The 20,467-nt window shown below is 68.4% G+C and carries 14 protein-coding genes; all 14 read right to left on the reverse strand.

All coding sequences use genetic code 11. From position 1 onward, the window contains the following. Nucleotides 1-151: 151 nt before the first annotated feature. Nucleotides 152-514 carry a hypothetical protein gene (locus EKG36_RS12880; protein ID WP_126484720.1) on the reverse strand — a complete coding sequence of 121 codons (363 nt, stop codon included), beginning with the start codon at nt 512-514 and terminating at the stop codon, nt 152-154. A gap of 121 nt (nt 515-635) precedes the next feature. Further along, on the reverse strand, nt 636-1,127 hold the full coding sequence (locus EKG36_RS12885; RefSeq protein ID WP_126484722.1) for a hypothetical protein: 492 nt from the start codon (nt 1,125-1,127) through the stop codon (nt 636-638). Between the two features lie 328 nt (nt 1,128-1,455). Beyond that, on the reverse strand, nt 1,456-1,683 hold the full coding sequence (locus EKG36_RS12890) for a hypothetical protein (RefSeq protein WP_126484724.1): 228 nt from the start codon (nt 1,681-1,683) through the stop codon (nt 1,456-1,458). A gap of 188 nt (nt 1,684-1,871) precedes the next feature. Continuing rightward, entirely contained in the window at nt 1,872-2,996 is a 1,125-nt protein-coding gene (locus EKG36_RS20805; protein ID WP_246007509.1) for a hypothetical protein, read from the reverse strand. 14 nt (nt 2,997-3,010) lie between these two features. Further along, a complete protein-coding gene (locus EKG36_RS12900; RefSeq protein ID WP_126484726.1) occupies nt 3,011-6,481 on the reverse strand; it encodes a toxin VasX in 3,471 nt (1,156 codons plus the stop codon). Nucleotides 6,482-6,493: 12 nt separating this feature from the next. Next, nucleotides 6,494-7,411, reverse strand: a complete 918-nt coding sequence (locus EKG36_RS12905) for a DUF4123 domain-containing protein (RefSeq protein ID WP_126484728.1) — start codon at nt 7,409-7,411, stop codon at nt 6,494-6,496. Nucleotides 7,412-7,414: 3 nt separating this feature from the next. After that, the gene (locus EKG36_RS12910; protein ID WP_126484730.1) at nt 7,415-9,505 is read right to left on the reverse strand and encodes a type VI secretion system Vgr family protein; all 2,091 of its coding nucleotides are present in this window, start codon (nt 9,503-9,505) and stop codon (nt 7,415-7,417) included. Nucleotide 9,506: 1 nt separating this feature from the next. Continuing rightward, on the reverse strand, nt 9,507-9,794 hold the full coding sequence (locus EKG36_RS12915) for a type VI secretion system PAAR protein (protein WP_126484732.1): 288 nt from the start codon (nt 9,792-9,794) through the stop codon (nt 9,507-9,509). A 31-nt stretch (nt 9,795-9,825) separates the two neighbouring features. Further along, on the reverse strand, nt 9,826-10,443 hold the full coding sequence (locus tag EKG36_RS12920; RefSeq protein WP_126484734.1) for a GNAT family N-acetyltransferase: 618 nt from the start codon (nt 10,441-10,443) through the stop codon (nt 9,826-9,828). After that, nucleotides 10,427-14,080 carry a type VI secretion system membrane subunit TssM gene (gene tssM, locus EKG36_RS12925; protein ID WP_126484736.1) on the reverse strand — a complete coding sequence of 1,218 codons (3,654 nt, stop codon included), beginning with the start codon at nt 14,078-14,080 and terminating at the stop codon, nt 10,427-10,429. The genes EKG36_RS12920 and tssM overlap by 17 nt, the downstream gene beginning before the upstream one ends. A 46-nt stretch (nt 14,081-14,126) precedes the next feature. Continuing rightward, the gene (gene tssA, locus EKG36_RS12930; RefSeq protein ID WP_126484738.1) at nt 14,127-15,557 is read right to left on the reverse strand and encodes a type VI secretion system protein TssA; all 1,431 of its coding nucleotides are present in this window, start codon (nt 15,555-15,557) and stop codon (nt 14,127-14,129) included. A gap of 11 nt (nt 15,558-15,568) precedes the next feature. Next, a complete protein-coding gene (gene vasI, locus EKG36_RS12935; protein ID WP_126484740.1) occupies nt 15,569-16,243 on the reverse strand; it encodes a type VI secretion system-associated protein VasI in 675 nt (224 codons plus the stop codon). Beyond that, a complete protein-coding gene (locus EKG36_RS12940; protein ID WP_246007510.1) occupies nt 16,240-17,835 on the reverse strand; it encodes a sigma-54 interaction domain-containing protein in 1,596 nt (531 codons plus the stop codon). The genes vasI and EKG36_RS12940 overlap by 4 nt, the downstream gene beginning before the upstream one ends. Nucleotide 17,836: 1 nt before the next feature. Then, nucleotides 17,837-20,449 carry a type VI secretion system ATPase TssH gene (gene tssH, locus EKG36_RS12945; RefSeq protein WP_126484742.1) on the reverse strand — a complete coding sequence of 871 codons (2,613 nt, stop codon included), beginning with the start codon at nt 20,447-20,449 and terminating at the stop codon, nt 17,837-17,839. Nucleotides 20,450-20,467: the final 18 nt, after the last annotated feature.

Genomic DNA, 20,467 nt, shown 5'->3' on the forward strand with positions numbered 1-20,467 from the left:
GGGATGGTCAGGCTCATCGGAGGTGCCATCTTCTGAAGGATGGCTTCCTTCCGCTCTGCGGGGTAACGCATGTTGATCACCTCTCAATCCGTTTAGGTGACAACTACGCTGACAGATAGGGTAACCCAGAGATCGGGGATGATGAGCAAGGCTATAAAAAACAGAAATGCTCCATAGGCGCCCCCCCCCACATCCCCAAGGCGTTAGCCCAGGTGAAGCCGCCATAAACAACCATAAAGACGACAAAGAAGAACACCCCTACAAAGGCAAGCATCATCCAGACCGCCGCCCCCCAGGCCAGCATGCCGTTACGGCTGACATTGTGTACAAGATCCAGCGTCGCCTCGTCGCGGCGATAGACCAATCGCCCCACATCCGCTCCGGCCCCTGCCATGGGCCCCAAGGGAATAGGCTTGGGGCTCAGGGCATAGAGCTCATTGGCGCCACGCGTCAGATGCTCGCCGGCGCGCAGCGCCATGGCGGAGGCATCCTGTTCCTTGGTTTGGGTGGTCATGGTGTTTCCTTGGACACACTACCGCCGGGGCAGACGACAACGCGCCTTCCCTAGCGAGAATATCTGGCACGGCGTCCTTGCCGCGATAACGCTAATGACTTTAGGTTGTATAGGGATGCGTCTATATCGCCATACCTCCCTCGAAAACCTCCATCTTTTTTTCCACATAGGGGACGTCTTTCACCTTGTCTCTTATAAAGGCAACGCGCTCATCCTCTTCTCCCTTTTTACAGTACAAGGTACGATACCCGTTCTGCGTAGTGCCTTTACTCGTATGAAACGTAAACCTGAGCCCAATGAGTCGACGCTTTCTCCATAGCGCCACCTCCTCCACATCATCCCAAGAAGCACTATAATGCTCTTCACCCCTCACAAGTTTCTGGTAGCTACTGGAGCTCCCCATTGACAATGCAATTAGCCCCAAGCCGGCCGGACCAACTGCACCGAGAATAAAGTAAGGATTGAAGAAGGTGGCCACCAGCACCGCGACACCGGAGACAATTGCTGTCCACTTCATCACCGGCTTCACCGAATCAATCTGGGGCTTCCACGAGAAAGCCTCATACCCTTTATTCGTGAGACGATAGGCGATAATGGAGGTCTGATGGGTCATGCTCATTACTACAGGGATCATGGCCAAAGACAACCCAATAAGCGACATTGAATCCCCATCCACAACACCTCCTTTCTGGAAATAAATTGCAGCCCAAACAAACCCCCCAATAACAAATAAACCCCCAAAAAAACCATATTAGCCACAAAGGTATTATAGTCACGCACCCGAATCTGCCAGCTCATGACCTCTGGCTCAGCGACACGTTCCCATGGCATCTCAGGCACGTAATTTTTTCTTGGCTGAATAAACCACATCACACAAACACCTTTTCATAAATACTGAATATAAAATGTTTAAACACTAGCCGTCACCGTCCTGCATACATTCAAGCCGGGACCGTCAGATTGAACATACGGCTTATCGCTTGGCGAACAGGGGCATTCTCCGCCGGTTCCAGGTTAAAGCCACCCGCATCTGCCTCTGGCTTATAAAATACAAAGTCAGCGCCATTAGGGGAGCTCAGTAGCGTCGCCGGATAATCGATCGACAGCGCGAATTCCGCCTCCGGGGCTTGTACATCGGAAGGCAGCCAAGCCTGCCAGACGCGTGTCATTTAGAAGGCCATCGTGGACAGGTATAGGTAACTCGCCAACGCGACCCCACAACCAGGCACGCTACCGCCGGGGCAGACGGCAGCGCGCCTTCCCTGGCGTGACATATGTGGCACGGCGTCCTTGCCGTGCGATGTATCGTTCAGTGAAAGCGGTGCCCAGGTAAGAGGTCTAGGGCAAGCCGGCCCCATCAGGCCGAGAGCGTCGTTTCCTCGCCGTAAACCTCGGCGAAGATGGCGGTGATCGGCCGGTTTGGCTGCTGAGCCTGGCGCTTGCGCACCTCCGCCGAGAGGCGCTTCAACTCCTCGCTGGGCTGGGCCCACTGCTCTCTGGGAAGAGGTTGCGACCATTCATCGAGGCTCTCTGGCAGGGTCTTGCGCCCGGCCTTCTGGATGGCGCGGATCTCCCACTCGGCCAGGTGGAAGGGAATCGTCCACAGGTCGAGGATGTGCCACAGGTACCACATTGAGACCTTGAATAGGCCGATCTCGCCGTCTCGATAACGGCGATGCAGCCGGCGGCGGGCGTTATGGAAGGTATGCACGCCCTCGTAGGGCGGATCGCCGGGGCGATGCAGGCCATTCGGATCCTGAATCTCCTCGCGTGTATGCACCTCGTATTCCATGTAGGCCCGCACCGACTCCCACAGCCCCATCGCCAGCGGACGGCCCGGCTGCTGAAGCTCGATAAAGTGCTGCTGCCCCGTCTCGGGATCGATAAAGCCAAGCCCTAGCCCATACTGGCGCTGCACGCCGTACTGGGTCGCGCCCTGTGCCTCGGTTATCCAGGCCGCCACGCTTTCCCAGGGCACGATGATCAGCGGTTTACCGCCGCCCGGCGCAAACGCAACCTCGCGGCGCTGACGATGGAAACGGGTAGGGACATCGTTGCGGAACTTGAAGTGGTATTGGGCTTTGATAAACAAAGCCAAGGCAAGGATAAGCCCCCCCCCCCATAGTCCTATTCCCAGAGTAATATCGAAGAAGGCAATAAACTCACTGGCAAAAGGGAGCTCTTCGCTAGAAGTCATCCACCCGAGTACCAAAGGGGTAAGCACAACAATCCATAGAGAACCAATGAAGGGTATCCCTAAAGTAAACTGCCAAGTAAAGGGGGTGGGAAGACTCCCCCCGAAGTCCAGATAGGCATCGTTGACCTCGCCAATAGCCTGATTGAAGTCTAGGGGCGCCGCCCCTGTGGGCAGGGGAGCCGGTGACAGATAGCTGACCTGGCCTGACGGGAAGGGCTCGATATCGCCGGCCCGGTGGGGCTGGGCCATATCAGGTCGGGGTGTCTGAGCTTCCTTGTTGGACATATAAATGCCTAGGATCAAGTGAAAAGAAGCGGGTCGATTTCCTGCCAAGCCGCCGGCTCGCCGAGGATGTCAATCTCTGATGGGGTATAAACACCTTCACCGCCTGCCAGGGAGAATCGGATATGGTAGTCAGACGGTTGATAACGACCATCGCTGCCGAGACGCTCGACCCGGATCGCCATAACGGTATCATGGTAGCGCCAATCTCCCTCACCCACCGGCTCCGGTCTGGGAAAACCGAGCGTCAGAGGCGCTTGATCTTCCAGATCGAGCTGGAGATCGACTTGACTGGTTGCGGGATACCAGAATTCACGCGGGCCTGGTCCCGCGTTCGAGCGCACCTGATAGCAGGCCAGCGACAGTGTATATGGCGGCTTACCGCCAAAGGGGGCGATAATATCCTGCAAGCCGATGGAAGGAAGGCTAAGGTCAAAATCCACCGACTTTGGGCCTTCGAGCCGATTTTTCCACCAGCTCTCGAATTCCTCGATGCTGACGTTAAGCTTGGGTACTTGAGCGATTTCCTGTAGCCGTGACTGATAAGTCTCGAGCGAGTCATCACGGGCTTGTTCCGCATCCTGACTCCAAGGGGTAGAGAGCAGCCAATCATCATGACGGCTGGTGCTGTAACGGTTATAAAGCCAGCTCCCGCCAAGCTCAAGCACGGTAAACAAGGCCCCGGCGAGATTAAATCGCCAGAACACTGATCCCAGTCGAGCACCGGCAGCGGCCCACTCAACGCCACGGAACGCTACGGAAAAGCCTGTATGAAGGGTATGGGTCAAGCCATAGGCATTAGCCCCCAGCATGCCTCCGGCACCTGCCATACTGGCCATGGCAGCACTCTGAGCACTTTGGTCGCCACTACGAACAGCCTCCTGCCAAGTACTATATCGATTTGAAAGGCTAAAGTAAGAAGCAAAAACGCCTGCGACGTAAGTCAAGCCTCCCAAGAAAATATGCAGCTTACCTAGTGAGTTCGCGACCTTTAGGGCTCCGGTATCATTAAGGGCATCGGCTAGAGCCTTCACTCTTAGATCTAGAGCGGTATCCATAATGCCCTGAGCCGCAAGAAATCCAGCAGAACTTGTAGCAACAAATGATTTGATAACATCGATACGCGTCGTTGATCCATTCGACCCGGTCCTACTCTGATAGTCCTGGTATGTATGCCAGAAGGTAACCATCTGAGCAGCAAAAACTAGCAAGCCTAGACCATCCCCGACCAGGCTTGCCTTGGGCGCCGCAGTAATTCCTTGCCGCAGGTTACGTATCAACCCACCCACTTCGGCCTTCTGGGCCGCCGGCAGCACCAGCGTCAGGCCGGCGCGCCCTGGCGCCGTACCAGTGATACGGACCGCATCGTCGGGCAGTTCTTCGATCGGGCTCAGCGCACGGGCCAGCTCCGGCTCATGCACCGTCTGCAGTTCCTGGCGCAGGCGCTTGAACTCCTCGAGCAGGGTTTGCGCCTCGGGGGACCGGTGCCCGGCGGTCGCCTTGACGGCATTGCGACGCTTGCGGATCGCACTGAGCTCTTCTCGCAGCGCCAGGACACGCTGGATGGTACGCCGGAAGCTCTCCAGTTCCTCGCGTGACGCCACGACGAAGCTGGCCCCCGTACGATGGGCGGCGTCGAGAATTCGCGCGGGCAGCGCCTTGGGAAGGCGTCGAAACAACTCTTCCAGGTTGGGGACCGTGTCACGATTGATGCTCTGGTAGAGCTCGTCCATGACCTGGGCAATGCCCCGCGAGATTGCCGGCGCCAAGGGCTGATGGGCGCTCTCGGCGATGACCTGGGTATCCTCGGGCAGTTGATCGACTGCCGGCAGTTGCCCGGACTCGATCGAGTTGAGCTCATCCCACAGGTCCTTAGCCTTGAGCACGGCCCCGTAACCTGCATTGGCAATCGTCGAATACTGGCCGATGAAGTCGCTCTGGTCGGCAAGCGGCAGGGTATAGAACAGCGGCCGATCGTAGTGCGGAGCCTCCTCCAGCCAGTCGGCGACCTGCTCGGTCGCTTCTTCTGTGCGGCAGATATCCTTCAGACACCCATACTGGGCCTTGAAGCCCTCGTGGACCTGATCCGCATCCTGCGCATCGAAGTACCAGGCGGCAGTGTGGAAACGCATGCTGCACAGCATATCGGCGCGATCGTCGGACAGGGCATCGAGCGAGGCATTCCAGCGCTGCAGCCGCGGGCGATGCTCGCCGAGAAAAGCGTCCATGCGTTCGCGGTCGATCAGCTCATTGATGCCCCGTTCACCGATGCTGCTGCCTTCGAGAAGTGCCCTGAGCCGCTCGTTGTGCTGCTGTTTCATGGAAAGCAGGGCATCGCCATGTCGATCCACGAAGTCGGCTCCCAGGCTCCCGCTGAGACTGTCGACGTAGTAGCGGCGAACCTCTGCGTGTAATTGACGGGTGATTGCTCTGTAGTTGCTCCTTGAACCCTTGTCGCGTATTACTTGGAGACGCTCCTTGAGTTCTGCCGGCAAGTCCGAATCGTAGGGCTGTGGCAGTTCACCGGTATTGCTGTCCCGATTGAGGAAATCGAGCAGGGCCTGCCGTACCTCGCCCTGGCGAGGCTCCTCCATCGCGGCGACCTCGTCCCACACGGCCTGGACGGCCGGGTCCTCCGAGACTTGGCGCAGGTCGTCCAGCGAGGCGCCCTTCAGCTGGGACAGCGACTCGATGTAACAGGCCAGCAGGTAATCCCGCTCAGTACGTCCCTCGTTCTCCGTGGCCCAGTCCTCCACCCAGCCAACGACCTCGTCCTGGAACTGCGCCAGATCACGCATCACGCCGATATCGTCGCGCACCACCAGGCATAGGGCCTCGTCGCGATCCCCGACGTCATGCTGCTTGAGCAGCTTGCCGAGCCGCGACTTGTGATAGTAAGGCTCGTTCTCCCAGAGGTAAGGCTGGGCTTCCTGCTCATAGCCTTCTTCGGGGACCTCGAGTTGCGCGTCCTCGGCGAACTCGGCCACCCACTCCTCGGCCTGGGCCGTGGTGATCAGATGCTGGCCTCCCCCGCTGACCGCGTTGGCGCCGGAGAGATCGACTGCCTGCATGAAGGCATCCCGATCCGCTTCACTCTCCGTCACCTGGGCGCGCTTGGCCGCGGTCCACTGCACCTCGGAGAAACACACGTAGAGCATGCGGTCGGTCTCGTACTCGAGCTTACCGCCGGAGATGGTGTCGCCGAAGTCGCGAAACTCGTACTCATCGAGCTGGTGGGTTTCGCCATCGAGGACATAGAGGTAGCCGTTGCGCAACAGCCGGATACCGAGCGGCCGCGCCGTCAGCGAATAGGGCGTATCAATCTCCGGTTCGAGTTCCTCGACCAGTCCATAGCGCAAGGGCAGCAATTGCACCTTGCCACCCAACAGCGGGCAGGTGGCGCCCTCCTCGCTGCCGCGGCTCGACATTTCATACGCCGCCAGCGAGGCGTCGTTGCGATCATCGGCGGGTCGCTCGAACGCAGCCATTTGACATTCTCCCTATGTCGTAACGTCAGTCCGTGATGATGTGGGAGCCGCCGCCAGAGCGGCCTCGAGTCTTGCCATGCCGCTACCCTGGCCCGGATCGCCCAACAGGTTCGTCCAAGCTTCCAAGTGCTCGGCCTCTCGCCAGGAAGTGACCCCGAGACGCTGCATCAGGGTGCAAAACAGGGCCCATTCCCGCGGCGCCGTTAACCCCATACCACACGCCTCCTGCACGACGCCGGCCAGCTGCGCGTGGCGCTGGGGACGATCCGTTGCCTTCAGCCAGCCATAGCAATGCCGGTCGACGAAGGTCATCAACTGCCGGAGGTCTCGCCGACGGTCGCACTGTTGGAGGCGCTCCAGCTGCGACTCCGAGAGCCGATAATCCACAGCGCTTATGGGCCGGCCAGTCGCCTCCTTCTCCAGCGGCGCATGCCTGTGCCAGGCTTTCTGCACCGCATCCGGCATTATCAGCCGCTCGATGGGCCCCCAGGGCACCTGCTCCGGCAAGCTGCCATCCGTAAACAGCGACGAGATGACCGCAGGATCGGCCAGGCGCAGCAGCATGGGAATGCCCATGGGATGCCGCACCTGGATCAGGTCGCGCAGATGGTCGGCCACGTCCAGCAGATCGCATGAGCCGAGGATCAGATAGCCCCATTCCGCCTCGGCCCCCTGGCTGACGAACCGCTCGAGTATGGGATCGCCCGGCCCCTTAAGCCGCACCAGCCATGGCGACACCTCGGCCACGTCGGCCCAGGGCGTGCCTGCGTAAAGAAGGTCGGCATCCATGTCGCCTTCCGACCACTCGTAAAGGCGCCGGGCCAGTGCCTTCACACGCACGCCATCGAGCAGCAGGAGCACCTCTCCTGCCTCAGGCCAGTCGAGTTCAAGTTCCCACGTCGATCCGTCCGCTGACCAAGGCTCACTCATGGCCTATGATCCATCGCTGGCGGATTCGCAGACCGGGCACAGCGCCTGCTGCTGCAACAGGGCGGCGTGCTGCGGTGCCTTGATCGGCGTGAATTGCGGGGCGGGATCGACCTCCCCCGGCAGGATCGGCGCCTGAGCGCTCTGCCCGGTGCCGCTGCCGGGGCTGCCGCCGGAGTTGATCTTGACGCTGGGGCCGACGATGGTCACGCCACTGGGGTCGAGCTTCACGAAGCTGCCGCCAGCCTTGAGGGTGATCTCGGCGCCGGCCTCGACCACTACCTTCATGCCGGCCTTGTGATGGACCTCGCTGCCGGCCTCGACGAGCTGGGCGCGGCCGATCTTCTCGTGGCGGGTCTGGCCCACGCTGAGGTGGTCGTCGCCGTCGATCCGGGTACGGCGTTCGCCGTGCACGGTGAGGTGATCGTCGCGGTCGAGCTCGCCGATACGGTCGCGCTTGACCTTGAGGTGGCTGTCGCGGCGGATCTCCTCGGTGCGGTCGTTCTCGGTGAGCAGCTCCAGGTCCTTCTGGGCGTGCAGCCAGATCTGCTCCTGGTCGTGCTGGTCCTCGAAGCGCAGCTCGTTGAAGCCCTCGCCCTGGTGGGTCTGGGTGCGGATCACGGTGCGCGTCTTGTGCTCGGGCAGCGGGTACGGCGGGGTGTTCACCGCATGGTAGGTGCGCCCGGTGATCAGCGGCTGGTCCGGGTCGCCCTCCAGGAAGGAGACGATCACCTCGTGACCGATGCGCGGGATCGCCATCATGCCGTAGCCGCCGCCGGCCCAGCCCTGGCTGACCCGCAGCCAGGCACTGGCGGTTTCATCCGGCGCGGCGTAGCGGTCCCAGGGGAACTGGCAGCGCACCCGGCCGTGGGCGTCGCAGTGGATCTCCTCGCCCTCGGGCCCGACCACGAAGGCCACCTGGGGGCCGTCGACCCGCGGTTTGGGCTGGGGCTCGGGGCGCCAGGCGGCGTCGTCCGGGGTCAGCGTGAGGGTGTTGTGATAGCGGGTCATGGCGTCCGCGCCTGCCTTCCCGCCTTGGCCCCGCAGGCCCGCCCGATCGCCCGCGGTGATGCCCACGGCGTCTTCCTCCAGGGCCTGGGGCTGCTCGCCCTCGTGCTTGATCTTGATGACCTGCCAGCCGCGGTTGAACGCGCCGACGTCGTGGTCGGCCAGGCTGAAGCGCGAGCCCGGGGAAAGCTCGGGCAGGTCGCTCTCGCCGTTGAGCGTCAGGGCGTCGTGGCGCAGGTGCTCCAGGCGATGGCGGGTGAAGGCCTGGCCGGAGGCGTCGGCCTTGTAGCGGCCCGGGTAGTCGTAGTGCTCGTAGTCCTCGCGCTGGCTGTGCTGTTCCAGCCCCTGGCCCTGATGGTCGTGGAGCTGGCCATACGCGGGGCGCTTGAAGCTGTAGTCCTTGAGCTGGGCCCGGGCCGGGCGCACCCGGGCGATCTGGGTCAGCCGCCGCAGATGACGCTGGGGCGCGCTGCCGCCGGCGCGGTGATGGTAGCTGCGCTCGCCGAGCCCGGTGAGCACCTGGGGGTCGTCGGCGAACACCAGGCGGTGGGTGCCGAGGTCGGCGTCCTCGAACTCATGGAAGTAGAACAGCCCCTCCTCGGCGGCCAGGCGCTCGATGAATTCAAGGTCGGTCTCGCGGTACTGCACGCAGTACTCGCGCTCGGCGAGCTCGCGGGTCACCGCGAAGGCCACATCACGCAGGCCGCGTTCCTCGCACAGAGTGTTGAGGATGGTCAGCGGCGAGACGCGCTGGAAGATCCGCGAATTCTGGCGCAGCGAGAGACGCCACAGCGCCGGGCGGATGATCACCTCGTAGTGGCTGCGGCGATGGCCGCGGTCGCCGCGACCGAACTCGGCCACGATGCCGTGGACCCGGCGCTGGGCCACGCCGTCCTGCCACACGGTGAGGCTCGCCGGGCGGTCGAGCAGCGCCTCGGGCGAGAGGTCCGGCGAGCGGCTGGCGAAGCGCACGCGCAGATGGAAGGGCGCCGAGAGCGCCTCCTCATGGGTAAAATCGACGACGGCCAGATCAACCTCATCGGCTCCCGTCAGGCTCAGGGTGAACTGCAGTCCGCTGCGGTCGGCCATGTCAGCTGCCCTCCCCGCTGGCGCTACCGATCACCACGCCGCCGCAGTCCACGGCATGCCCGGTGAGGGCGGCGGGCTTGCCGTCGACCAGGATGCTGCCCGAGCCGCCGGCGATGGCGCGCGGGTGGGTGCCGTGGTCCGGCTTGGCGTGGGGCGCCAGGGGGTCGCCCTGGCGAGCCACGGGCTTGCCGTCGATCATCACCGTGGGGCTGCCGGCGGTCACCGGCGTGGGGGGAAAGCCCTCGTGGTCGGTGCCGAGATCCCCCAACAATACGAACTTGCGTCCCATGCGTCGTCCTCCTGCCGATGCGCGTCGCCGCTCAGGCGCCGCGCGTGCGTTCGCGTTGGTCGTTCCATTGCGCCGGGGCCTCGAAGCTGGCCACCCCGCCGGCGTCCACGTGCATGCGCTTGAAGCCCGCCGCCTCGAGGCTGGCCGGGGCGGCCCCGGCCAGCGGCAGCCGGGTCTGCAGCGGCGTGCCCTTGAGCTCGCGGCGGGCGGCCAGCAGCAGGCGGGCACCGTGGCCGCGGCCCTGCCATTCCGGGGCGATGAAGAAGAAGCGCAGTTGCCAGGCGGCCTCGTCATCGCGGCGGCAGACCAGCAGCATCCCGAGCACCGGCCCGTCGCCATGGCGCAAGGCCAGCAGCCGCCCCTGCCAATGGGCCACCTGGCCCGCCTCCCGCTGCAGCCAGAGCCCCCGGTGGACCACGAACTCCAGCGAGCGGCGCAGGGTCTCGAGGCGGGCCTCGTCGCGCAGCACCCAGGGCGAGAGCCCCTCGGCCTCGGCGCGCTGGGCGGCCTCGAGCAGCAGGGCAATGTCGGCCTCGCCGGCCGGTGCCAGGGCGGGGGGCGGTTCGGCCCGGTGCGTCCCGGCCGCCGGCGCCTCGGCAGGCGCTGTGGCCGGGGCCGCGCCCAGCCAGCGTTTAAGCGTCGCCAGCATCGTCACGCTCTCCTTCGGCATAGAGGGCGGTGGGCAGGCTGAAGCCCGCCACCAGGGACCGGGTGAAGGGGTTGCGCGGCCCCTCGGCGGTGAGGCGATAACGCATGCTGCCGCCGTCGACCTGGAAGCGGAGCTCCAGCTCGCGCTCTCCCGCCCCGGTCAGCTGGGCCTCGTCGAGCAGGCGGAACCAGGCCCAGGGGCCGTCGCGGCGCAGGCTGCGCGGCGAGCGGTTGACCTGGCTCGGCACCAGGGTGACCCGGCTCTCGTTGCTGTCGCGCAGGCCGTTGGGCCAGATCATCGGCACCCGGCGGCTGACGCCGTGGGCATAGTCGATCAGCTGGCCGTCGACGCTGATCACCCCGCGCCGCTTGTCGGCGCTCAGGCTCAGCGGCTCGAGGCTGAAGGCCACGTCGAGCACGCCGTCGCGGTTCAGGTAGGCCTCGCGGATGCGCTCGGCGCGCTGCATGGCCTCCATCACTCCGCGCCGCAGCAGCGCATCGCCCCCGCGGGTGCGCAGGGCCTCCGGCGCGCCCTCGATGAAGGGCTTGAGGTTGCGCCGGTAGAAGGCATCGAGCGTGCCGTCCGGGGCGAAGAAGGCCTCGAAGTCGGCCAGCGCCACCTCCCGGGAGGCCTGGGGGGCCAGCGGGTAGCGACCGGCCAGGCGTTGCTGGAAGGGCGCCACGACCTCGTCCATCCACTGGCGCTCGAGGTGGCGCACCGCGCTGGCCATCAGCAGCTGCCAGCTCTGGTCGGCCAGGCTCTCGAGCATGCCGCCCACCGGCGCCGGGGTGTCCTCGGCGATGCGCTGCAGACGGGCGATGGGGTCGCCGCCCTGCAGCGAGAGGCGGTCACGGGCCAGCACGAAGGCGCTCTCCCCGCGGTCACCGGCCTCGTCGACCTCGCGCAGGTAGTCGCGCAGGTCGGCGACCGCCGCCTTGATCTCGTCGAGGTTCGAGGGGTTGTCGCCGCGGGTCTCGGTCAGCTCGTGGAGCGGGGCGAAGTGGCGGGCGATCTCGCTGGCCAGGCGATAGCGTGGCGAGCGCTGCAGCGCCTCCTGGGCCGCCGCGTCGTCCCCCGGCAGCTCCGGGTAGAGCTCGGTCTGCTCGCTGACCTCGTCGAGCAGCCGGTCCAGGGGCCGACTCGCCCCGAGCAGGCCGTCGGCGACCAGCACCGCCTGGTGGATATCGGGCAGCGGTACCAGCGTGATGTCGGCCAGCGCCTCGCGCCAGGTGACGTGATAGTCGCTGGCGTAGCGCTCGCGCAGCGTCGCCTGCAGGCGACGCCGGTCGGCCTCGCTGAAGTCGATGTCGTCGCGCTGGCCGAGCACCCAGGTGTCGATCAGCGCCAGCTCGGTGGCCTGCTCCAGCTGGTCGAGGAAGTAGCCCTCGAAGCCGTCCCGGGTGAGCAGCCCGGGGATGCGCACCTGTTCGGGGTCGTCGTCGCGGGCCATGAACACCAGGCTGAAGGCCGGGCCGACGCTCGCGCGCAGGTCCAGCCGGGCGCCGCTGCGCCGCAGGCTGCCGGCCTTGAGGGTGGCATAGACTCGCTCGGCCATGGGCTGGCGGGCGAGCTCCTGCTGGGCCGCCGCGATGCTGCCGCGCAGCGGCGCCATGGCCTCCCGGGCCGCGAGGTCGCCGGCCTCGGCATGGCCGGCGAGGTCGGTGTAGGCCAGGGCATAGTCGAGGTGGCCGAGCAGCCGGCGCTGGACATCCCCCTGGCCGGGGAAGGCCTCCTGCCAGCGGTCCGCCATGAAGGCGTGCACCCGCTCGGGCTGGCGGCCACTGGCGTCGGCCATCATGCGCAGGATGCGCAGCAGGGCCAGCTTGGCGTTGCTGCCGTCCGGCGCACGGTTCATGTCATCCATGATGCCGATCATCAGCACCGGCAGGAACTGCCGCTCGAGCAGCTGCAGGTAGGCGTTGTCGACCTCGACGCCCAGCTCGTGTCCCTGGTAGAGGCCCATGTCGGCGAGCAGCCAGGGCCGCGAGCGGTAGTCGCCGAATTCCCGGGTCGCATCCAGCAGGCGATCGAGGGGTTCGAGCAGCCCGTAGCCGGTGGGATCGTCGCTCTGCCACTGGCCCGGCCGCACGGCGAGGAAGGCCTCGGCCTTGTCCGCCACCGCGGCCAGGGCCTGGGCGTTCTTCTGGTAGAAGTGGTACCAGCCGCCGACCATGGCCGCGCCGACGAACAGGCAGGCCAGGCCGGCGACGCGCCGCACGCGCCGCCGGCGGCGGGCCGCCCGGGCGTTGTCGCCGGCCAGCCCCGACTCGGGATAGATGATCCGCTCGAACAGCTCCTCGGTGAAGTACAGCGCCGAACGCGCCGCCCGGTGCGCCGGCTGCACGCCGTCGGTCATGCCGTAGCGGCGTGCGGCGGCATCGACAAAGGGGTCCTCCGGCACGCCCTGCTGGTAGACCGAGGTGAAGTAGGCGCCGCGCACCAGGGCCGCGGTGGAGAAGCGGTCGCTGGACAGCGCCTCGCCGAGGAAGCCCAGCAGCACGTCGCGCAGGCCGGCGAGCTGACGCACGAAACGGAACACCGCCTCGCGCTCCTCGCGGTCGCGACACTCGGCGAGCAGGCCGGGCAGGCTCTGGTTGAGCCGCTCCAGCATGCCGTCGTAGGCCTCGGCGAACTCGAGCTCCCAGCGGCCGGGCTTGTCGAGGGAGCCCGGGGAGAAGGTGAAGCCCAGCGGCGCCCGGCGGGCAGCCCGGGAATAGTGGCGGAAGAAGTCGTCGAAGCCGTGCAGCAGGTCCATCTTGCTGAAGGTCACGTAGACCGGCAGCCGGCTGCCGTGGCGCTCCATCAGCTCGCGCAGCCGCGCCCGCAGCAGCGAGGCGTAGGCCTTGCGCACCGCCACCTGGGCGTCGCTGAGCCGCGCCAGGTCGAGCACCAGCACCACGCCATCCAGCGGCCGGCGGGCCCGATGGCGCTCCAGCCAGTCGACGAAGTGGTTCCACAGCCGGTTCTCGAGTTCCGCCGGCTCGCCGCCCTGCAGCGCGCCCTGGGTCAGCAGCTCGCCGTCGGGGTCGATCAGCACCGCCTTGTCGCCGATCCACCAGTCGAAGCCCAGCCGGCCGCGCTTGCCCTGGCCGGACGCCTTCATCACGTGGGTCAGGGCGAAGTTCTGCCCCGAGCGGTTGATCAGGCTGGTCTTGCCGGCGTTCTCCACGCCCATCACCAGGTACCAGGGCAGCCTGTAGCGGGCGTTGGCCCCGCCGCCGAGGCTCTCGGTGAGCTCCTCGAGGGTGGCGTCCAGGCTCTCCTCCTGGCGCTCGAGCTGGCCGAGCACCGGGTCGAGCTGGCGCTGCTCGTCGTGGCGACGCTCCTCGTCGAGGGTGCGCAGGCGCCGGGCCAGGCGCATGCCCCAGACCACCGCGACCATCCCGGCCAGGGCCAGGCTGGCCAGCAGGCGATTGACCCAGGGCCCCAGCGGTCGGCCGCCGAAGGCCTGCCACTCTGGCCCCAGCCACCAGATCGCTACCAGCAGGGCCACCACCAGCAGCCACCACAGCCAGACGCCCAGCCGCTTCAGTCCCCTCGCCCGGTTGGCGTGTCCGCGTGCCTGGTTGAGCTGGCTCTCCGCCCGGGACATCCCGGGCATCCAGCGGGCCAGGCCGGCCTTCACTCGTCTCCACATGAGCCTTGCTCCCTCGTCCCTGTCGATTCCGTTGCGTCGCCGTGCCTCACGCCTCGAGCGCCGATGCCAGCCGGGCCGGCAGGGCCGGCTCCCAGCGGTCGAGCTCGAGCGGTGTCACGGCGTCGTGCAGTGCCTGGTAGTGCTGGCGGGCCAGCGCGGCGAGGCCGGCCTCCTGCAGCAGGTCGGCGCTGGCCAGGCGCCAGTAGACGCTTTCCCGCGGCGAGCGTGCCGCCGCCAGGCCCTCATCGAGGACCGCCAGCGCGGCGGCCAGCCCCGCCTCCGCCAGCCGCTCCCGGGCGGCCTCCAGCCCCGCTTGCCAGGGGTCGCCGCCACCCCCGACGGCAGGCGCCCCGGCGCCGGGGCGCGCTTCGAGCCAGGCCCGGGTGGCGGGGTCGAGGAAGGCGCTGCCATCGCTGAAGGTCAGCGCCTCGAGCCCCGGCAGCCGGGCCACGAAGCGCTCGGCCTCGTCGCGGATCGCCTCGGCGCAGCGCGGATGCTCCAGCTTGCCGGCCATCTCGGCACTCAGCTGATGGCCTTCGAGCCAGTAGGGGGCGAGCGCCAGGCTGTTCTCGATGCGCTGCCAGTCCGCGAGGGTCGGTCGCCCGCCGGCGGCCTCGCGGTACTCCGCGGCGCGGTCGGCGGACACCGGCGCCAGTTCGGTGCGCTGGCCGTCGCGGGTCATCGGCAGGCCCTGGATGGTGTGCCAGATGGCGTGGCGCCGCAGCCGGTAGCCCAGCGCCTCGCCCGGCGACTGGTCGTTGAGGAATTCCGCCATCTTGAGCAGCGCCTGGCGGTTGCCCCGCTCGTTGCGCGCCTCGAGGCGGGCCTCCGGGGCCCGGGGCGCCGTCGCGGCCCCGTCCGCGGGCTCCCCCTTCGGGCCGTCGCCGCCCGCGGACGGGGCCGCGGCGGACGACGCCGGGGCGGGATTCGCCGCCGCCGGCGTGGCCTTGTCCAGCAGCCGCGCGAGTTCCTCCAGCGCCGGGGCCGGCAGCGCGCGTTCGGCGGCCCGGTCACGCAGCCGGGCCAGCGCGTCCCGGCAGGCCTGGTGCTCCTCGGCAGCGCCCTGGAAGTCGAGCGTCCCGGCGAGCGTCACCGCGCGCTGGGTGAACTGCTGGAAGAGCTTCGGCCGGGCCCGCCTGCCACGCGCCCCGGCGTAGGGGTAGGCGGTCTCCCACCAGCGCGCGAGGGCCCCCTCCAGCAGCGCGAGCGACAGGGCGAAGCGCACCGCGTCGCCACCCTGCTGCAGGCAGTGCAGCAGGTGACCGAGCACGCGCAGGTCCTTGCCGGTGTCGGCGAGCAGGCCGGCGGCCCGGGCCTCGGCTCCCGCCCAGTCGACCTCGCCGTGCTGCAGCGAGCCGACCTTCATCATCTCCTCGTCGAGCCAGGCGAAGGCCTCGGTGTCGGTCACCGGCTGGCCGACGTCGTCGGCCAGGGGGGCCAGCAGGGGCTCGAGCTGGGCGTCCTGGGTGATTCGCATGGGGATCCTCGTTACCAGCGGCACATGGCGCGCAGCGGGGCGATCGCCGAGCGCAGGCCGCTCACGTCGAAGCGCAGGCCGTCGATGGCGGGCCGTTCGCTGGCCAGGGTCAGCTGCTCGGTGCCCAGCAGGCGCTTCAGGGTGGCGATGGCCGGCAGGCCACGGCCGCCGCTGAGCACATGGCCACCGTCCAGCACCCGCCAGGTCTGGTCCAGCGCGGCGCCCGCCCCCTGCAGCCGCAGCGGGGCTCGCGGGGCCTCCAGCGGCTCGCTGAGGTGCAGCTGGAAGCGGGTGATGGCGGCATCGCAGCTGATCACCAGCAGCGGCCGGGGCGGCAGCGTGCCTAGCGCCGGGGCGCTCATCAGCACGGTGTCCGGGGTCTCGCGCACCATCAGGCCGACATCGTCGGCGGCCCGCTCGGCCTCCTGGGCGGCCACGGCCTGCCACAGGGACGACCGCGGGGCGACAGCGGCGACCTCGGTGGTCTCCCGGAACAGGGCGTCGTAGCAGTGCAGCCGCGCCAGCCGCGAGCCCTGCGCGGCACAGGCCCGGGCGTCGGCGAGACGCGAGTCCTCGCCCTGGGCGGTCGGGGCGACGGCCAGCAGGGCGAGTGCCAGGGCGGCCAGCAGCCGGCGGGCCGAGGCGAGCGTCGCGGGGGCATGGCGTGTCGTCAGGGTCGCGGTCATGGGGTATCCAGTTGCAGCTGTCGGCACTTGTGGGCCAGGGTCCGCTTGGGTAGGCCGAGGCTCTCGGCCGCCAGGGAACGGTTGCCGTCGAAGCGGTCCAGGCGCTGGCGGATCAGCGTCGCCTCGTAGTCGCGCAGCGCCCGGCGCAGGTCGGCGACCTCCTCGTGGGCCGCCCGCGGCGGCGCGTCCTCGGCGCTCGCCACCTCGCCGGGGTCCCGGGGCAGGCCGGCCAGCGGCAGCACCTCGGGGACGATGTCCTCGCCGTCGCGGGTCATGGCACAGGCGTAGTCGATGAGGTTCTTGAGCTCGCGCACGTTGCCGGGGTAGTCCCGTTCGCCGAGGGCCCGCAGGGTGGCGCGGCCCAGGCCGATGTCCTCGCGCCCCTCGCGCTGGCAGAAGTCGGCGACGAAGGCCAGCGCCAGCTCGGGAATGTCCTCGCGGCGCTCGCGCAGGGCGGGCAGCGCCAGGGGGAACTGGCCGAGCCGGTAGTAGAGGTCGGCGCGGAAGGCCCCCTCGCGGATGCGGCGATGCAACGGCTGGTGGGTGGCGGCCACCAGCCGCAGGTCGACGCGGCGCTCCTCGCTGGCCCCCAGCGGCCGGTAGCGGCCGCTCTCCAGCACCCGCAGCAGCTTGGCCTGCAGGGCCAGCGGCATGTCGCCGATCTCGTCGAGGAACAGGGTGCCGCCGTCGGCCTGGCCGAACAGCCCTTCCCGCGCCCGGTCGGCCCCGGAGAAGGCCCCCCGGGCATGGCCGAACAGCTCGGACTCCAGCAGGCTCTCGGGAATCGCCGCGCAGTTGATCGCCATGAAGGGTCCCGCGGCCCGCGACGAGACCTCGTGGATGCCGCGGGCCACCAGGTCCTTGCCGGTGCCGGTCTCGCCCTGCAGCAGCACCGCCAGGTTGGTCTCGGCGCCGCGCACCAGCTGGTCGCGCAGCGCGCGGATGGCCGGCGAGGCGCCGCGGATTTCCCGCGCCAGCCGCTCGCTCAAGCCGCGCCGGCGGGCCCCGTCGTTGAGCTTGGCCAGAGAGTCGCGCAGCAACGCCTGGTGCTGGCGCTCGTCGCGCTGGCGGATCTGCCAGGCCCAGAGGTGGCACCACAGCGTCTCGAAGGCCTGGAAGTCGACGCTGGCCAGCAGCGGCTCGAGCTCGGCGGCCGGCCCCGCCAGGGCCAGCACCCCGAGCCACTCGCGCTGTCCGTCGCGGGCGCGCAGCGGCTGCACCACCAGGCGCCAGGCCGCGGGCAGCCCGGCGACCGCCGCCTGGAAGGCCTCGTGATCCAGCCGCGAGCGGGCCTCGCCGAGCCCCAGCGCCAGGCGCTCGCCGCGGCGAATGGCGTGGGCATAGGGATGGCGGAAGTCGTCGCAGGCCAGCCGCGGCAGGTCGTCGTCGCCGCCCAGCCAGCGGCCGCTGGCATCCAGGGCGAGGCAGCGCACCCAGGGCAGGCCCTGGCGGTCGCCCAGCAGCGCGACGCCGCGCCGGCGCAGCTCGGCCGGCGTGCGACTCTCGACCAATCGCAGCGCCTCGCGCATGCCGGCCAGCGCCGGCCGCGTCGCGGTCGCTCCTCCTCCCTGCAGCACGCCGTCCCTGCTCACGTCATGCCACCTCCGCGGTGAAGCCATCCCCGTCGACGCCCAGGGTCACCCGGGTCACCGGCTCGCGGCGCGCCAGGCGCTCGAGCAGGGCCCGCGAGACCGGGGGCAGCAGCTCGCCGTCGATCACCGACTCGAGCATCCGCGCCCCGTTCTCGCTGCGCGTGGCCCGGGCGCAGATGGCCTCGGCCAGGGCCGGGTCGAGCACCACCTCGGCCTCACGGTGGCGGTCGCGGATGCGCTCGGCCAGGGTCTCCAGCTTGGCGCCGACGATGTCGTGGAGGATCTCCCGGGACAGCGGCAGGTAGGGCACCACCTCCATGCGCGCCAGCAGCGCCGGCCGGAAGAAGTCGGACAACAGCGGGTAGAGGGCCGCGTCCATGGCCGCGGGGTCGTCGGCATGGCGCACGATGGCGTCATGGCCCAGGTTCGAGGTCATGAAGAACAGCACGTTGCGACAGTCGATGGCACGCCCTTCCCCGTCGGCCAACTCGCCCTTGTCGAAGGCCTGGTAGAAGAGGTTGAGCACGTCCGGGTGGGCCTTCTCGACCTCGTCGAGCAGCACCACCGAGTAGGGCCGCTGGCGGATCGCCTCGGTCAGCAGGCCACCCTCGCCGAAGCCCACGTAGCCGGGCGGCGAGCCGATCAGCCGGGAGACGGTATGCTTCTCCTGGTACTCGGACATGTTGATGGTGGTGAGGAACTGCCGACCGCCATAGAGGCTCTCGGCGACCTGCACCACGGTCTCGGTCTTGCCCACGCCGCTGGGGCCGACCAGCAGGAAGGCGCCCAGCGGGCGACCGGGGCGGCGCAGGTCGGCGCGGGCGGTGAGCAGGTGGCGGTGCAGGCGTTCGATGGCCGGGTCCTGGCCCTTGACCAGCCGGCCCAGCGCCTGGGGCAGCTCGGTCAGCCGCGACAGCTCGTCGCGGGTCATGCGCTCCACCGGCACGCCGGTCCAGTCGCCGATGACCTGGGCGACCTGGGCCTCCTCGACGGTGGCGTTGACCAGGGCGAACTCGTGCTGCAGCTCGGCGAGGCGCGCCTCGTGATCGGCCAGGCTCGCCGCCTGCCGGTCGCGCCGCTCGAGGTCCTCGTCCTCGCCGTCGAGCAGCTCGCGGTGCAGCCCGAGGATCGCCTCGACGCAGTCGCGCTGCTCGCCCCAGGCCGACTCCAGGGTCTCCAGCTCCTCACCCAGCTGCGCCAGCCGCGCGTCCAGGGCATCCAGGCGACCGGCCTCGGGGCTGCGCCCCAGCAGCGCCTCGCGGTCGAGCTGGTCACGCTCGCGCCAGGTCGCCAGGTGCTCGCTGTTGAGGTGGCTGAGCCGCCGCGGCGGCGTGTCCAGGGCCTGGGCGAGCCGGGTGCAGGCGGTGTCGAGCACGTCGATGGCCTTGTCGGGGAGCTGGCGGCCGGCCAGGTAGCGGGCCGAGAGCTCCGCGGCAGCGCGCAGGCCGCTGTCGCCGATCAGCACGCCGTGGGTCGCCTCGTAGACGTCGCGCAGGCCGCGCAGGATGACCAGCGCCTCCTCGACGCTGGGCTCGCCCAGGGCAATGGGCTGGAAGCGCCGCGATAGCGCCGGGTCCTTCTCGACGTGCTTCTTGTACTCGCGCCAGGTGGTGGCGGCGATGGTGCGCAGCTCGCCCCGGGCCAGGGCCGGCTTGAGCAGGTTGGCGGCATCGGCGCCGCCCTCCGGGTTGCCGGCGCCAATCAGGGTATGTGCCTCGTCGATGAACAGCAGCGTCGGGGTGGCGGCCTCCTTGACCTCCTCGATCACCGCCTTGAGGCGCTTCTCGAACTCGCCCTTGACCGAGGCGCCGGCCTGCAGGGCGCCGAGGTCCAGGGACACCAGCTCCACGCCGGCCAGCGCCGTGGGCACCCGGCCCTCGACGATCCGCGCGGCCAGCCCCTCGACCACGGCGCTCTTGCCGACCCCGGCCTCCCCCACCACGATGGGATTGTTCTTGCGCCGGCGACCGAGGATGTCGAGCATCTGGTCGATCTCCGGATCCCGGCACAGCACCGGGTCGAGTTCGCCGCGGCGGGCCTGCTCGGTGAGCGAGGTGGCGAAGCGCGCCAGGGCGCCGTCCTCGCCGCCGGCGCCGCGCGGGGCGGCCTGGCCCCCGGCCTCGGCGCCGGGCACCGCGGCCTCGGCGGAGTCCCGGGTCAGCCGGGCGAAGTCGCGGCGCAGGCGCTCGCGGTTGATGCCGGCCAGCAGCCGCTCGCCGCGGGGCCCCAGGTAGCGGCCGGCATGATGCAGCAGCGCGGTGAGGATCACCCCGCTGCGCAGCGCGCGGTGGTCGAACTCGGTGCTCGCCAGCAGCCAGGCATCCTGCAGCAGCTCGACCAGCAGCGGCGAGAAGCTGGGCGTGGTGACCTCCAGGTCGCGGGGCGGCCGGGCGTCCTCGGCCAGCGCGCGGCGCAGCTCGGGAAGCGCGATGCCCTCGCCGTCGAGCAGCACCCGCACATCGCACAGCGGCTGGTCGACGAAGGCCAGCAGCAGGTGGGAGGCGCCGACCTCGGGGGCCTGCTGCTCGGCGCACAGCGCCGCGGCCGCCTCGAGTCCCTGGCGGGCGATGGCGTTGAGTCGGTCGATCAGTGCCGGTAGCTCTACCCTGAGCATGGTCTCTTCCTCGGTGTT

The sequence above is a fragment of the Halomonas nitroreducens genome, from assembly GCF_003966155.1.
GTDB lineage: Bacteria > Pseudomonadota > Gammaproteobacteria > Pseudomonadales > Halomonadaceae > Halomonas > Halomonas nitroreducens.